Source organism: Streptococcus parasanguinis, assembly GCF_015557775.1.
Classification (GTDB): domain Bacteria; phylum Bacillota; class Bacilli; order Lactobacillales; family Streptococcaceae; genus Streptococcus; species Streptococcus parasanguinis_AA.
On record NZ_JADNOY010000007.1, the window covers coordinates 70,094 to 84,288 of the forward strand.

Sequence of the window (14,195 nt, forward strand, 5' to 3'; positions counted from 1 at the left end):
TATAATCTATTTTTAAAGCGCTTACAATATTAATCGTGCAATTGGATTATAGTTTCACATTTTAGGCAAAAATAAAAAGATCTCTGAAACTAGTTTCAGAGATCTAGGACATGGTGATTCCCTAAGCCATCTTTTGAGTCGCTTTTTCCTTTACGACAAATACAAAGCCAATAGAGCCGACGACGGCACCAAGCAAGATCCAATAGAGCACATCTGACGAAACAATTGGCCCTGCCAAGAGACGTGCTAATAAAAAGAGATCGATATACAGTCGGGTATCCCGGTAGAAGTTCCAATTGAAATGGTAGCTACCTTCTGGGTACTGACGTGTCGATACAGGCGGTTGAAAGACCTGCAACAGAATCAAAATCCCTACAAAAGCAAGATAAGCTAGGCTAACTACCGAAAGCGGAGCCTGCATCATCAAAGCTACAGCTGCTAAAAGCAAGACCAAGAGCCAGAAATGGAAGTCCATCCAGAATTCATGATGGTAACGAAAGCCTTTCATAAGATCACACCTTTCTATTATGTAATCGTTTTCTGCACTTATATTATAAGACTATAATAGGTTATTTACAAGCAATATGAAGTGAAAATTATAAATTTATATATGATATTAATTTTCTATCATTTTATTAATCCACTCAGATAAAACATCATCTTCATGTAATATTTCGTATGCCCCATCTTTTTTAAAATATAACAAAGCAGGTACTCCATCTATACTAAATTTTTGATAAAACTCCTGTATTCTAGGATTTTTTGAATCTGACTCAGTATCTAAATAGTAGACTTTGTTATTTGACTTTAATAAAAGCTCATTTAACATTGGCACAAACTCTCTACAAAATGGACAAGATTCTCTGCCTATATATACAAAACTGTTATTTTTTAAATTTCTATCTATGATATTTCCAGCACTTACTTTTGTATAATTTGTTACTATAGAGCGATACAATCTTTTCATTTTTAATTCATAATCTTTATCGATTTCAACTTTTGTTAATTGTAAATTTTCTTTATCAGCCAATCCTGATGATAAAACACAAGCATTTAACTGGCATAGAAGAATAATACCTAGCATTAATTTACTAAATTTCTTAAAATTCATTTCACGAACCATATTAATAATAACAAACAAAGGAGGATTATTTTAACGTAATCTTATAAACTATTTCCTTTTAATCATACATTATAGCACTTGTACGCTACGTTACCAAGTTCTCTAATTACAGATACCCACCCACCAGCTGGGGACACAGCAACTCCAAACAAAGACCAAATACAATCTATTTGTCGTTGAGTCAAATGAGCTGAAGCATTACCATCTTTGAGACAATAGCGCTTATAGGTTGTACTGTTTTTATTCATATCTCCACAAACACCACGGTCCCGTGAAATTGTTGCTTCAATGGGCTTTATAGCATTGGCACTAACTGGAGATACAAAAGATCCTATTAAGGAGAATCCTATAATCGAAAGAAGTATCATTTTTTTAATATTTTTCATATCATCACCTTCTCTACTTAATTGTTAAATTAGTATTTTTAATCAACTAAAAATACTAAAGATAGTACAGTTACAATTACTCCCAACATCTGGCTTATCCTCCTTTATTCGCTTTCGATAGTAATAGTATCACTTTAAAAATAAAATGGACATGACATAAATGTCATGTCCATTTTATTTTTATATGTTTTTCCATTTCTTTTTTTATTTTATTTTCAAGATCAAATTCGCCAAATGAATGAGCACAAACCATCGCTTGGTGATAAAATACTTTTGCTTTTTCTATATCTTTTTCCACGTAGAATGCATAGGTTCCTTTCATCATATCTATACCCGGCTGTTGTTGAAAATATTGAGTTTCTTGTACCAATTTATCCAATTCATCTATATATGGACCCAACTGTTCATAATCTTCATCTTGATATAAGATAGAAGTCATCGCTATCAAATTTCTGGTTATTAAATATAGGCTCGTTTTATCAGATGAATCTTTGGTTGCAATCATTTTATCAACTAAAATCATGGCATCTCTTTTATCCTTGGCTCTCGCGAGACACTTGAACAAAAATAATTTGATGATTAATAGATCATTTTGAGAAAATTCTTTTTTAGTCATCAATTGCCCAAAATATTCCTCAATCAAATTTTCTCCATATTCAGCTTTCTCAGTTGAAAAAACATTTAACGCTGCATCTACAGCTTCAATAGCAACTTGTTCCTCTTCTGGTAAATCTTCAAAATACGATTCGTAAATCTCATCAAAATAGGATTCCTTTAGTCTTATCCGTTCTTCATCCCCATATGTCATAAAATGAGTAACTAGAAATTTCAACTCTAGATATCTACGAGGTAACACCGCTTTATCATGATCTACAATATTCGATACTGGAATACCCAGCATATTCGCAATATATTCTAATTTTTTTAAGCTAGGCAAAGACTCCCCCTTTTCAATACGTACTAACTGACGAACTGTTAATTCACTTTCATCGTTACAAAGTACTTCTCTCGTCAACCCCTTTTCTTCTCTTAATCGTCTTAGTTTTTTCCCAATTTCACTTTTTATATCTCTCATCTCTTAATCCTCTGAAAAAGGGCTAGAAGTTACCTCCCAGCCCTACTAAAAAAACTATGAACAAAGAGTAACTCCCACCTTATTTACTGATATCATTTTCGATAATCACCTTGAGAGCATGGTTTTCACCCGCATGTTTAAAGACATCATAGGCCTTTTCGACTTCTGAGAGTTTGAAGTGGTGGGTGATGAGCTTGGTTGCATCGATCTTGCCTGATTTCAAGACATTGAGCAACATTTCAGTGGTGTTGGCATTGACGAGACCGGTGTTGAGGGTAATGTTCTTGATCCACAATTCGTCCAAATTGAAGCTAACTGGTTTTCCGTGAACACCGACATTGGCAATATGACCTCCGACAGAGATGACGTTTTGGCAGACATCAAAGGTAGCAGGATAACCCACACATTCCATGGAGATATCAACACCGCGGCCTTCAGTCACTTCATTGATAAAGGCCTTGATTTCAGCGATATCACTGGAGCAGATGGTATGAGTAGCTCCAAATTTCTTAGCTGCTTCAAGACGAGATTCAGATAAGTCCACCATGATAATCGTAGCTGGTGAGAAGAATTGAACAGTCAAGAGAGCCGCAAGACCGATCGGACCAGCTCCAACGATACAGACATTGTCCCCTGGTTTCACATGAGATGGAAGCACCCCAATTTCATAAGACGTTGGGAGAATATCTGAGAGCATGACCAAGGCTTCGTCATCCACCGTTTCAGGCGCATGATAAAGACTGCCATCCGCATGTGGAATGTGGACATACTCTGCTTGGGTTCCGTTGATCAAGTGACCCAAAATCCAACCACCATCTTCACAGTGAGAAGGCAGACTACGTTTACAGTAGTAGCAGGTATTACAAGCTGTGACACAAGAGATAATGACCTTGTCGCCCACCTTGAAGTTGGTAACCGCATCACCGACTTCTTCGACGATCCCGATTCCTTCGTGACCTAAAATCGTGCCTTCTTTACAAGCTGGAACATCTCCTCCTAGGATATGAAGGTCTGTCCCACAGATGGTTGTCTTCAAGACACGCACAATGGCATCCGTTGAGTTTTTGATCACTGGTTTTGGTTGGTCAATCAGTTGCAGATTGCCTGCAGAGACATAGGTTGCAGCTTTCATAAGCGACTCCTTTTCTTTGTTGGTTTGATAAAACCATTTTATTTTCGTTTCTTTGTGAATATTATAACATATTAAGTAAACGCTTACAAGATTTTATGAGCACATTTTTAAAAGTTTTTTGAGCAAACAAAAACATTCCTCTTATCTCTACCAGAGGAATGTTTCAATCACCTTGTTCTAATTGTTGGCGCTGCTTATAGTACTCTTGCTGCTCGCGCTCACGTTCTTCTTCTAAACGCTCTTCATAGCGCTTGAGTTCTGCCTCAAACTCTTCTTGCAAGGCAAATAAACGCTCCAAGCCACTTTGAGCCTCCGCACTTGGCGCTTGAAAATGAAAGGCACTCAGCCAGTCCACTAAATTTTCTGTATGTTGACGGACATCCATACGCATATCCGCATAATCCCACTCCAACTCGCTAAGCTTTTGATTGAAGCGGTAATGTCGATCTTCTAGTTGTTCTAATTCACTATTTCCTGAATGGTACATCACATACCTCCTTTAATCGGACTCAATAAAATCGGCTTCTTCACTGCTTTCAGTGCTGTCTCTACCGCGTCCGCTGCTCCTCCTGTAAATCCATCTTTCAAATCACTAACCAGAGTCGTTGTAGCAAAAGAGCGCATCTTTTCGGATTGACCGCCCAAGGTTACCTGCAAACTCATCCCTTCCAACATCATCAAGGCTTTTTGCGTTGCAATCAAACTTCTGATCGCAATCCGCTCTTGCTCCTTTTTAATCTCTCGATGGAGCTCCTCAATTCGTTCTCTGTCCTCTCCCAGGATCTCTAACATCTTTTTCTCCTACTTATGAAAAATCAAAGGCCGTCGCTTGTCCCTTGTCCAAGTCCACCAATTGAGCTGATGCTGCCTCCAACTGACCTGCCAAATCTGACAAGCGAGTGGAATAGGCCTTTGCTTGGGCGAGGTTTTCCGCCTCTACCGCTTGGTCCCAACAAGCATCCATGGAGAACTCTCCTAATAGTTGCTCCACTTCTGCATCTGTTAAAAATTGGGCCATGCTGTGGGCCATTTGAGACACCTCAGCAACCTTATGGGAAACCGTCTCCTTGGCCTCTTCCAGCTTATCCTTAACTTCTGCCTCAAAGACAGTTGCTTGCGCTGAAGCATTCTGTGCTACTGCCAGCACCAATTCCTCCCGCAATTGAATGGTCTGGGTTCCAGACGCGCTCGCTAGTTGCTGATGGAGGCTAGAAATGCTTGGTCTTTCCTGCCCATACATGGAGACCACCGAAGCAGATGATGGCTGATTTTCTGAAGTGGAAGCTTCCCGATCTCGTTGGGGCATTTCAATAATTTTCTGTGCCTGATCTTGTCTTCCTTGCACGTCACCTTCTAACTCCATTTGAGATGGCCTCCTTTCTTGGATTTGTTTTTTCATTTCCTATAACTGAAAAAGGATCATAACCCTTCAGCTACAGGCAGATTCACACACTATAGGGTAACATAAAATAGCTCGGAATGCTATAAAAATAACACAATTTCTGAAAAAAAGTCTAATTTTTTATGAAAAAACGAGTTTTGGACCCAAATAGCAAAAATCCCCCACTCTTACGAGCGAGGGATAGCTGATAAACATCAGTTGTTCCTTGGCGTCTTATTTACGACGTCCTGGACGTTCCTTGTAACCATAGTAAGCATCTTCGATGATTTCTTGCATATGGTCTACCATTGGAAGACGTGGGTTCGCTGGTGAACATTGATCTTCGTAAGCAAGGAAGGCCAATTCACGAGAATGTTTCTTCCATTCTTTTTCATCGATGCCTTGTGCTTTGAAGTTCATTTCGATACCACAGCGTTCACCAAGTTCGTATACAGCTTTTGCGTAAGCTTCAACGGCTTCTTCTGGAGTAGAGCATGGAAGTCCTAGCATACGAGCGATATCTTGGTATTTTTCATCTGCACGGTAGTAGTTGTACTTAGGCCATGTAGCTGTCTTGGCTGGGCGTGTACCATTGTAGCGGATAACGTATGGAAGCAAGATGGCATTGGTCCGTCCGTGGATGGTGTGGAATTGCGCACCGATCTTGTGGGCCATGGAGTGAGAAATACCGAGGAAGGCATTGGCGAAGGCCATACCTGCGATCGTTGACGCATTGTGCATCTTTTCGCGTGAATGGAAGTCCGCATTCTTGACTGAGCTTTCCAAGTTTTCAAAGACAAGTTTAATAGCTTGAAGAGCAAGACCATCTGTGAAGTCGCTAGCCATTTGTGATACGTAAGCTTCTGTAGCGTGCGTCAAAACGTCCATACCAGTATCAGCCGCAACAGATCCAGGAACTGTCAATACCAAGGCAGGGTCTACAATGGCAACTGTTGGAGTCAATGAGTAGTCTGCGATTGGGTATTTACGGTTGTTTGCTTTATCAGAGATAACGGCAAATGGAGTTACTTCAGATCCTGTACCAGATGTTGTTGGGATCGCAATAAATTTCGTCTTCTTACCAAGCAATGGGAACTTAAAGGCACGTTTACGGATATCCATGAATTTTTGAACCAAGTCACGGAAGTCCACTTCTGGTTGTTCGTAGAAGAGCCACATAACTTTGGCCGCATCCATTGGTGATCCACCACCGAGAGCAATGATCGTATCTGGTTTGAAGGCACGCATGATCTCTGTACCACGTTCAACAGTTGTGATATCTGGATCTGGTTCTACGTCTGCAAAGATTTGGTAAACCACCTTGTTGCGACGAAGGTCAAGCTGTTCGATGATACGATCAAGGAAACCAAGCTCTACCATAGCGTGGTCTGTAACGATCATGACACGTTCAACGTCACGACATTTTTGTAGGTATTCAATTGAATCACGTTCAAAGTATGTTTTTGAAGGAAGTTTCATCCATTGCATGTTATTTCTCCGGCGTCCGACTTTTTTGATATTCAAGAGGTTGATGGCACTAACGTTGTCCCCAACAGAGTTGCGTCCGTAAGAACCACATCCAAGTGTTAATGATGGCAAGAAGGCATTGTAAACATCCCCGATACCACCGAAAGTCGAAGGAGAGTTGCAAATCACACGAATGGCTTTGACTGCTTTACCAAATTCTTTGGTCAATTCTTCATCAGCAGTATGGATGGCTGCTGAGTGACCAAGACCGTTGAATTCAACCATTTGGCGAGCTTTGTTAATTCCGTCTTCACGGCTTTCAGATTTCAAAACAGCGATGACTGGTGACAATTTTTCACGAGTCAACGGTTCTTTTTCACCAACTTCTTTACATTCTGCCGCAAGGATATTGGTTCCTTCTGGTACAGTGAAGCCAGCTTGTTCAGCGATCCATGCTGCTGGTTTCCCAACGATGTCCGCATTCAATTTCGCACCCGCGCAGTTCTTGCTGTTGGCTTTTACGCCGAAGCAGAACTCTTCAAGAAGGGCTTTTTCTTTTTTGTTAACAAAGTAAGTGTGGTAAGATTTGAATTCTTCAACAAACTCATCGTAGATTTCTTTATCGATGATGACCGCTTGTTCAGACGCACAGACCATACCATTGTCAAATGATTTAGACATGACGATATCGTGTGCTGCTTGGCGGATGTTAGCTGATTTTTCAACATAAGCAGGTACGTTTCCGGCACCTACCCCAAGAGCTGGTTTTCCACAAGAATAAGCAGCTTTTACCATGGCGTTACCACCGGTCGCAAGGATGGTCGCAACTCCTTCATGGTTCATAAGGGCACTGGTTGCTTCCATAGAAGGTTGGGTAATCCATTGCACACAGTTTTCAGGTGCTCCAGCTGCAATTGCTGCATCACGTACGATTCGTGCCGCATGAGCAGATGATTCTTGAGCAGATGGGTGGAAGGCAAATACAATAGGGTTCCGTGTCTTCAAGGAAATCAATGCTTTAAAGATTGCTGTTGAAGTAGGGTTGGTTGTAGGAGTGATCCCGCAGACAACTCCGACTGGCTCTGCAATCAGCGTTAAACCAGTGACGTCATCTTCTGAAATGACACCAACTGTCTTGGTGTGACGCATGTTGTTCACAACGTGTTCACAAGCGAATAAGTTTTTTGTTGCCTTGTCTTCAAAGACCCCACGACCAGTTTCTTCATAAGCATGAAGAGCAAGCTCACCGTGTGCGTCAAGAGCAGCTACAGATGCTTTCGCTACAATGTAGTCCACTTGCTCCTGGTTCAATTTGCGCATTTCTTCAAGCGCCACCAGCGCTTTTTGCACCAACTCGTCTACGTGTTTTTCAGCAGCGAGTTTCTTTTCTTCAGGTGAGAGAGTTTTTTTATCAGCCATTTGATGCTTTCCTCCAATGTTTGAAACCCTTATCCTTTTCTAGAACTTTTTCATGTTTTCGGAAATTTTCAAGAATAGTGTAAGAAATTTCGATTTGTTAATTAATTCACAATATAATTGTACTCTATTTTGAGATTTTTGTAAACACTTCCAAGCAACTTTCACAAAGAATTTTTTGAAGCTTGTGAAAATTTTATCAATCCTATTGCTGTGAAAGCAATCATCTAGCAAAATTGTGAAAAAATAATTAAAAAAATTTTTTCTTCACAAAGAGATGTTTTCAATTGATTTTTGTAAGCGTTTTCTTAATCTTACTAAAATAAGCAACTTTTTACAAGTAAAAAGTTGCTTTTTGTTTTATTTTGTTAGGATTTGTTTTGTTTCAGTTTCAGAGAAGCAGTTTTACTTCTTGACCGGACCTTTTTCGGCCTTATCAAGGGCTTCTTTGACTGTTTGAGCATAGAGTTCCCCACCATTGGTTTCCATATTGAAGTGAACAGAGTCTGTTCCCACCCAAATGTTTGGATTTTCAATTGCTACTTGGTACCAGTCCGCAATCGTGATAAAGTCGTATTTCTTAGCTAGTTCCAACTCATAAAGACGCGTTTGAACCGATTCACTGGACTGATCGTTGGCATAGCGACCATCATATGGTGTCACAAGGATCAGGCGACGGCCTTTTGGAAGTTTCTCAACATACTGATCCAGCAATTCTTTGTAGTTACTTACAGTATTGGTTCCTAGGGCAATGACCACATTTTTTAGGAGAACTTTATTGGAGATATCGGTCTCAAAGACCTTCATTCCATTTTCTAACTGACGGCTCACCACTGCATCGATCTGGATGCCAGGGATGGCTTTAATCAGGTAGTCCTGCGCTCGCAAGTTAACCGAATCACCGATCATGGTCACACCATTTGAGACGTTATAGTCTGTTGCAGTCGCATTGTCTACCTGCGTCCGTGTGACCTGCATTTTGCTGTCTGCTTGATTGAGCCCACTCACTACCAAACTCTCATCAAAAGCTCCGACGGTTGGTGCAAAGGCAGAGATCCCGATCATCAAGAGAGCTAATGGAATCATGAGGTAAAAGATTGGCTTGGTCAAAAAGCTGAGATCCATCTTCATACCAAAGACACGAGGCTCCTTGCCTGCAATGGTTGGCTCCAAAATATAGAAGGACAGAGCCGTTAGAATCAAGGAAACGATCGTCGTCACAAGGGCTGCCATCATATTTCCCAAATGTTGAGAGAAGATGATAAAGAAAGGCCAGTGGAAAAGGTAGACACCATAACTGGTATCTGCCAAGAAATTGAGGATGGCTGGTTCCTTTTTATCCGGCGTCTTCTCATGGAGAATGCGGGCCGACAGAATCATGGCACAAGCTGCGATTGTCGCTGCTAAAAAGCCAAACAGATAGGTCCACAAGCTATCAAATGGCAAGAAAAGACTGAGCACAAACAAGAAGGCAAAGCTTCCACCCAAGACCGATAAGGTCTTTTTCATGCTCCAAGACTGCACCAGCTTTGTAAAGTTCGGGCTGACATTGGCAATCCCTGTCACCGTTGCTAGGCATGATCCCGCAAAGAAGGGGAAGATGTGAGTGAAGCTAGAAAAATAGATGGTGGAGAAATTAGCTGTCAGAAAGGCGCGGATGAACATGGACAAGAAGGTGAAGAGAAAGAGCCCACTGGATGCCAGGAAGAGCATGCCTCGGTACTTTCCAACCGTCTTAGCCCGCTTAGCCAAGAACCATGCCAAAAGTGCCCAGAGCACATAGTAATGCACTTCTAGGGCCAAACTCCAGGTATGAAGGAAGAGATGCGGAATGAAGTTGCTTTCGTAACTACCACCCGTTGCCATCTCAAAGAAATTGGTCACAAAACCAAAGACCGCCGCAATCTGAGTCCCAATACCAGCCACATAGTCCCGTTGGACCATAAAGGTAAAGGGCATCACGACCAAGACCATAAAGACAAGGGGTGGTACGATCCGGTAAAAGCGCCGTTTCAAGAATGCCAGGTAGTCGATTCCTTGCTTGCGCGCAAATTCATCGATCAAGAGCGCTGTAATCAAAAATCCTGAGAAGGTGAAGAAAATATCTACCCCAATAAAGCCTCCAGGAAAGGCTTTTTGGAAGAAATGGTAAAGCAATACCAATAAGAGTCCTGTAACACGGACTAGTGAAAACCATTTAATGCGCATTTTGATAAATCCCCTGCTTGAATGTTCCTTTGTATACGACGTTGGCTTCTGTGGTTAAGGTGCCTTTGCCCTCCGGCTGGCCGTTGACAAACTGCCCTTCATAGGTCCATCCATCCTTAGACTTGAACTTTCCATAACCACTAAAAGTGCCGTTGACGAGGTTACCTGTATAGGTATCCCCATTTTTAAAGGTGACGGTTCCCTTGCCATTCATCTTGCCACGGACCAAACTTCCGTCGTAACGGATCGCCCCCTTGTCCAAGGTCAAGACGCCCTGACCTGGAATGGCTGAAAGGAAAACCAGCAAAGCAGATAGAATAATCACGACTAATGCTGCTATTTCTAAATTTTTTCGCGTCAGATAGACCTTATAAGTCTCATAAAATTCTTTCATATTCTGTATTCTCTCACATATCAAACTCTTAAGAAGTTGCTAACTGATCTAACCAAGCCTTACAGCCACTCAGGACTCTGGAATAGGTCTCCTCAAAATCACCGGTATACCACGGATCTGGCACACTTTCAGCAGCAAAAAGATGAATCTTGTGCTCTGTCCCCGAAGGAGCCATTTGCTTCAGATCTGCTACATTGTTTTCGTCCATCCCTAGGATCAAATCAAAGTTGTAAAAATCCTCTTCCTTGATCTGTAAGGACGTCTTGGCTGGATCATAAGGGACTTGGTGTTGTCGAAAGATTTTCTGGGTTCCCCTATGGATGGGATTGCCATGTTCCCAGCTCGAGGTGGCCCGACTTTCAATCTCATACTGATCCGTCAAATCCTTCATGACAAACTCCGCCATGGGGCTCCGACAAATATTTCCTAAGCAGACAAAGACGATTTTTTTCATGATTCCACCTAACTCCTTGTTCGGACTGCCCAACCTAGCTGAGCTCTTCGCTTTCCACTATGGAAAACCAGCATACTATTACTATTATAACAAAAATGTGACAGAAAGATGACAAAGGGGCTCCATCATTTTAAAGAAAAATCAGATTCCTTTTTCAAATCTGATCTGTTTCTCTATTTTGGAAAACGAACCTCTAATGGAGGCCATTTACTCTGCCAATTTTTCTTTTTCATCCGCTCTGTATAAACCGTTAAACGCTCTGGGTTGGCTAAAAAATGCGGAGTCGGCTGAACGATGAAGTCTTCGATATCCTTTGTCCCATAAGGGAGAAAGAGCTCTAGCTGACCCTCTTTCCTTAAGCGAACCGCAAGAGCCGTACACTGCTCGGGGTATTTAGAAACCGCATCACAGGCACTATGATATGGAGCCGTCCCCGGGCTATGCTGGTGCATATAGACTTGATTTTTCACTTCCCATGCGTACTGGGGATAGGTCTTCTTTAATTCCTGCTCGATCTGGAGAGTCTCCTCATAGCTGATCTCAGGATCATAAAAGACCAGATCCATATCGGTCGTCGCATCAAACCCTGGTTTTCCAGAGAGCTGGTTCCAGATGAAATTTCGCACCGCGCCCGCCGCTAACCAGGCATCTGCCAAGTTGAGATCCCGAATGATAGCCAAGACTTTCATCATCTCCGGATCCGCTTGGATTTGTTCTACTATTGCTTCTTCCGTCAGCATCTTCTTCTAGTCTCCATTGTAGGGATAACCCAGGTGTTCATAAGCCTTGCGGGTCGCCACGCGCCCTGTCCGGGTCCGCATGATAAAGCCTTTTTGAATCAAGTAAGGCTCATACATATCTTCTACGGTCTCTCGCTCTTCGGCAATATTGACCGATAAAGTTCCAAGGCCAACCGGGCCACCGCCGTACATCTCAATCATGGTGCGCAGGATCTTTTGATCGACATAGTCCAGTCCTTCATGGTCCACATCCAGCATAGAGAGGGCCTTGTCGGTAATGGTATCGTCAATCAAGCCATCGCCCATGATCTGAGCAAAATCGCGCACCCGCTTCAGCAAACGGTTGGCAATCCGAGGGGTCCCACGACTACGAAGAGAAAGCTCTTCGGCAGCTTCGTGGGTAATCTCCATCTCAAAGATTTCGGCGGTCCGCTCGACAATCTCTGTCAAATCATCTTGCTCATAGTATTCCATGTGCCCCGTAATCCCAAAGCGAGCGCGCAAGGGATTGGACAGCATACCAGCTCGCGTCGTCGCCCCAATCAAGGTAAAAGGAGGAAGGTCCAGATGGACACTCCGGCTGCTCTCACCAGCGCCAATCATGATGTCGATGTAAAAATCTTCCATGGCGCTGTAAAGCACTTCTTCGACTGACATAGGAAGACGGTGGATCTCATCGATAAAGAGGACATCCCCCGGCTCTAAGTCATTAAGGATAGCTACCAAGTCACCAGCCTTTTCAATGACAGGACCAGAAGTCTGCTTGAGATTGACACCCAGTTCATTGGCAATGACAAAGGCCATGGTGGTTTTCCCAAGCCCCGGAGGGCCAAAAAGAAGGACATGATCCAGCGCCTCATCCCGAAGCTTAGCCGCCTCAATAAAGATTTTCAGCTGGTCCTTGACCTTATCTTGACCGATATATTCATGTAAATATTGCGGGCGCAACGTCCGTTCAACGGCCTCTTCATCGCCCATGATTTCATTGTCTAAAATTCTACTCATACAGTCTATTATAGCAAAAAATGATACCTTCGGTACCACAAATAGAATGTGTTTTTTAAAGATCCTAGTTCTCACTAGCGTTCGAACTGCGTCAACGTACCTAAACTCGCTGATGCTCGTAAAGAATAAGGAACGTAGAAAAAAGCCACCGGTTTTGGTGGCTCTTATAGGGAGATTATTATGAAAAAGTTTTAGGAGTTTTATCATTCAAAGTTAGGAGGTCTTTGATGATGGTATTAGTATACGACAGGAAGCTTAAACTTTCCTTATAGTTTTTCTAAAAAATTTTTTTCGAGAAAAAGAGGGAGCTCCAATCAAGAATTTTACATCCTTGTTTGGGCCCCCCCTTTTCATATTATTTCTTAGCGATAGCGTGGTAGCTGGTCTTGCTAGTGAAGACTTGACCTCCCCTCAAGATGACCTTTTCAGCTTGGGCACTGTGAATGGCATCTGGCACTGTTTGGAATTCTAAGGCCAGGCCATTGTGTTGAACCATTGGTTGGCCTTGCAGATGGACGGTTTCATCTACAAAATTGGCTGAATACACCACCAAGGCGGGAGCTTCTGACTTGAAGGTCAAAAAGCGTCCAGATGGCTGATGGTAAAGAAAGCCAGCATTTTCATGCCCTTCTGGCAGAGCAAATGGATGGTCTAATCCTTCTACAAGGCGGATTTGCGGATCAGAGTCCTTAAAAAGATCCTCCAAGAGCATAGCTTGATAGAGATGCTGGACAACCGGACTTTCTCTATCCACGGTCTGAAGAGGGACACCGTCAGGATGGATAGGGTAAAGCCCTTGATGGTTGATCTGAAAGACATGGTTGTTGATCGGTTGGGTGAAGTTCCCAGATAGGTTGAAATAGCTGTGGTTGGTCGGGTTGACCAAGGTATCTTGATCCGTTTCTACCCGATAGGCAATCTCGAGTTCACCATCTTCCGTCAAACCATAGGTTACCCAGATCTTGAGATTTCCAGGGAAACCGCCGGTACCCTCTGCACGCTCTGTGTAGAGAGTGATTTCCTGATCCGTTACCGACTCCACGCTAAACAAGGCGCTGTCCCAACCCGTCGGTCCACTGTGGTTGCAGTTGGCACCGTTATTAGCTTCCAAACGATAGGTTTGACCATTGAGTTCAAAGCTGGCTCCTGCAATCCGGCCTGCTACCGGGCCAATACTAGCCCCATATTTAGGGCTATTACCCACATAGTCCTCAAAGCGATCAAAGCCTAGTATAATATTAGCAAACTGGTCTTCTTTATCAGGCGTCACATATTCTAAGATCGTCGCCCCATAGGTCATGACAGATAATTGATAGCCCTTGTCATTTTCGAGGCGATAAGCCCGAACCTCTTGATTCTGCCATTCTCCAAACACGCTTTCTTGATACTGTTTCACAAACCTTCTCCTCTCACT

General features: G+C 42.6%; 15 protein-coding genes. All 15 read right to left on the reverse strand.

The features are described from left to right. Positions 1-121: 121 nt before the first annotated feature. A complete protein-coding gene (locus tag I2F76_RS09205; RefSeq protein ID WP_195487716.1) occupies positions 122-508 on the reverse strand; it encodes an ABC transporter permease in 387 nt (128 codons plus the stop codon). A gap of 108 nt (positions 509-616) precedes the next feature. After that, a complete protein-coding gene (locus I2F76_RS09210) occupies positions 617-1,111 on the reverse strand; it encodes a hypothetical protein (RefSeq protein ID WP_205012044.1) in 495 nt (164 codons plus the stop codon). 74 nt (positions 1,112-1,185) lie between these two features. Further along, positions 1,186-1,509, reverse strand: a complete 324-nt coding sequence (locus I2F76_RS09215; RefSeq protein ID WP_195487718.1) for a hypothetical protein — start codon at positions 1,507-1,509, stop codon at positions 1,186-1,188. Between the two features lie 163 nt (positions 1,510-1,672). Beyond that, a complete protein-coding gene (locus I2F76_RS09220; RefSeq protein ID WP_195487719.1) occupies positions 1,673-2,584 on the reverse strand; it encodes a helix-turn-helix domain-containing protein in 912 nt (303 codons plus the stop codon). Positions 2,585-2,663: 79 nt separating this feature from the next. Then, on the reverse strand, positions 2,664-3,716 hold the full coding sequence (locus tag I2F76_RS09225) for a zinc-dependent alcohol dehydrogenase family protein (protein ID WP_195487720.1): 1,053 nt from the start codon (positions 3,714-3,716) through the stop codon (positions 2,664-2,666). Between the two features lie 163 nt (positions 3,717-3,879). Next, entirely contained in the window at positions 3,880-4,203 is a 324-nt protein-coding gene (locus I2F76_RS09230; protein ID WP_195487721.1) for a hypothetical protein, read from the reverse strand. Further along, positions 4,203-4,508: a hypothetical protein gene (locus I2F76_RS09235; RefSeq protein WP_049472664.1), complete on the reverse strand. Its 306-nt coding sequence runs from the start codon at positions 4,506-4,508 to the stop codon at positions 4,203-4,205. The genes I2F76_RS09230 and I2F76_RS09235 overlap by 1 nt, the downstream gene beginning before the upstream one ends. A gap of 13 nt (positions 4,509-4,521) precedes the next feature. Then, on the reverse strand, positions 4,522-5,079 hold the full coding sequence (locus I2F76_RS09240) for a hypothetical protein (protein ID WP_195487722.1): 558 nt from the start codon (positions 5,077-5,079) through the stop codon (positions 4,522-4,524). Between the two features lie 252 nt (positions 5,080-5,331). Continuing rightward, positions 5,332-7,983 carry a bifunctional acetaldehyde-CoA/alcohol dehydrogenase gene (gene adhE / locus I2F76_RS09245; protein WP_070464599.1) on the reverse strand — a complete coding sequence of 884 codons (2,652 nt, stop codon included), beginning with the start codon at positions 7,981-7,983 and terminating at the stop codon, positions 5,332-5,334. Between the two features lie 402 nt (positions 7,984-8,385). Next, positions 8,386-10,188, reverse strand: a complete 1,803-nt coding sequence (locus I2F76_RS09250; RefSeq protein WP_070675946.1) for an acyltransferase family protein — start codon at positions 10,186-10,188, stop codon at positions 8,386-8,388. Then, positions 10,178-10,582 (reverse strand): membrane protein, encoded by a 405-nt coding sequence (locus I2F76_RS09255; protein ID WP_049498138.1) that lies wholly within the window; start codon positions 10,580-10,582, stop codon positions 10,178-10,180. Before I2F76_RS09255 ends, I2F76_RS09250 begins: the two co-directional genes overlap by 11 nt. A 28-nt stretch (positions 10,583-10,610) precedes the next feature. Beyond that, positions 10,611-11,036 (reverse strand): low molecular weight protein-tyrosine-phosphatase, encoded by a 426-nt coding sequence (locus tag I2F76_RS09260; protein ID WP_003009377.1) that lies wholly within the window; start codon positions 11,034-11,036, stop codon positions 10,611-10,613. A 173-nt stretch (positions 11,037-11,209) separates the two neighbouring features. Beyond that, positions 11,210-11,776, reverse strand: coding sequence for a nucleotidyltransferase family protein (locus I2F76_RS09265; protein WP_195487723.1), 567 nt, complete (start codon positions 11,774-11,776; stop codon positions 11,210-11,212). Between the two features lie 6 nt (positions 11,777-11,782). Next, positions 11,783-12,781, reverse strand: coding sequence for a Holliday junction branch migration DNA helicase RuvB (ruvB, locus tag I2F76_RS09270; RefSeq protein ID WP_021154208.1), 999 nt, complete (start codon positions 12,779-12,781; stop codon positions 11,783-11,785). 355 nt (positions 12,782-13,136) lie between these two features. After that, positions 13,137-14,177: an aldose epimerase family protein gene (locus I2F76_RS09275; RefSeq protein ID WP_195487724.1), complete on the reverse strand. Its 1,041-nt coding sequence runs from the start codon at positions 14,175-14,177 to the stop codon at positions 13,137-13,139. Positions 14,178-14,195 lie beyond the last annotated feature (18 nt).

Excerpts from the sequence above, each read along its gene's own strand:
- I2F76_RS09205 (WP_195487716.1), bottom strand. The coding sequence starts at position 508 with ATGAAAGGCTTTCGTTACCATCATGAATTCTGGATGGACTTCCATTTC.
- I2F76_RS09210 (WP_205012044.1), bottom strand. The coding sequence starts at position 1,111 with ATGAATTTTAAGAAATTTAGTAAATTAATGCTAGGTATTATTCTTCTA.
- I2F76_RS09215 (WP_195487718.1), bottom strand. The coding sequence starts at position 1,509 with ATGAAAAATATTAAAAAAATGATACTTCTTTCGATTATAGGATTCTCC.
- I2F76_RS09220 (WP_195487719.1), bottom strand. The coding sequence starts at position 2,584 with ATGAGAGATATAAAAAGTGAAATTGGGAAAAAACTAAGACGATTAAGA.
- I2F76_RS09225 (WP_195487720.1), bottom strand. The coding sequence starts at position 3,716 with ATGAAAGCTGCAACCTATGTCTCTGCAGGCAATCTGCAACTGATTGAC.
- I2F76_RS09230 (WP_195487721.1), bottom strand. The coding sequence starts at position 4,203 with ATGTACCATTCAGGAAATAGTGAATTAGAACAACTAGAAGATCGACAT.
- I2F76_RS09235 (WP_049472664.1), bottom strand. The coding sequence starts at position 4,508 with ATGTTAGAGATCCTGGGAGAGGACAGAGAACGAATTGAGGAGCTCCAT.
- I2F76_RS09240 (WP_195487722.1), bottom strand. The coding sequence starts at position 5,079 with ATGGAGTTAGAAGGTGACGTGCAAGGAAGACAAGATCAGGCACAGAAA.
- adhE (WP_070464599.1), bottom strand. The coding sequence starts at position 7,983 with ATGGCTGATAAAAAAACTCTCTCACCTGAAGAAAAGAAACTCGCTGCT.
- I2F76_RS09250 (WP_070675946.1), bottom strand. The coding sequence starts at position 10,188 with ATGCGCATTAAATGGTTTTCACTAGTCCGTGTTACAGGACTCTTATTG.
- I2F76_RS09255 (WP_049498138.1), bottom strand. The coding sequence starts at position 10,582 with ATGAAAGAATTTTATGAGACTTATAAGGTCTATCTGACGCGAAAAAAT.
- I2F76_RS09260 (WP_003009377.1), bottom strand. The coding sequence starts at position 11,036 with ATGAAAAAAATCGTCTTTGTCTGCTTAGGAAATATTTGTCGGAGCCCC.
- I2F76_RS09265 (WP_195487723.1), bottom strand. The coding sequence starts at position 11,776 with ATGCTGACGGAAGAAGCAATAGTAGAACAAATCCAAGCGGATCCGGAG.
- ruvB (WP_021154208.1), bottom strand. The coding sequence starts at position 12,781 with ATGAGTAGAATTTTAGACAATGAAATCATGGGCGATGAAGAGGCCGTT.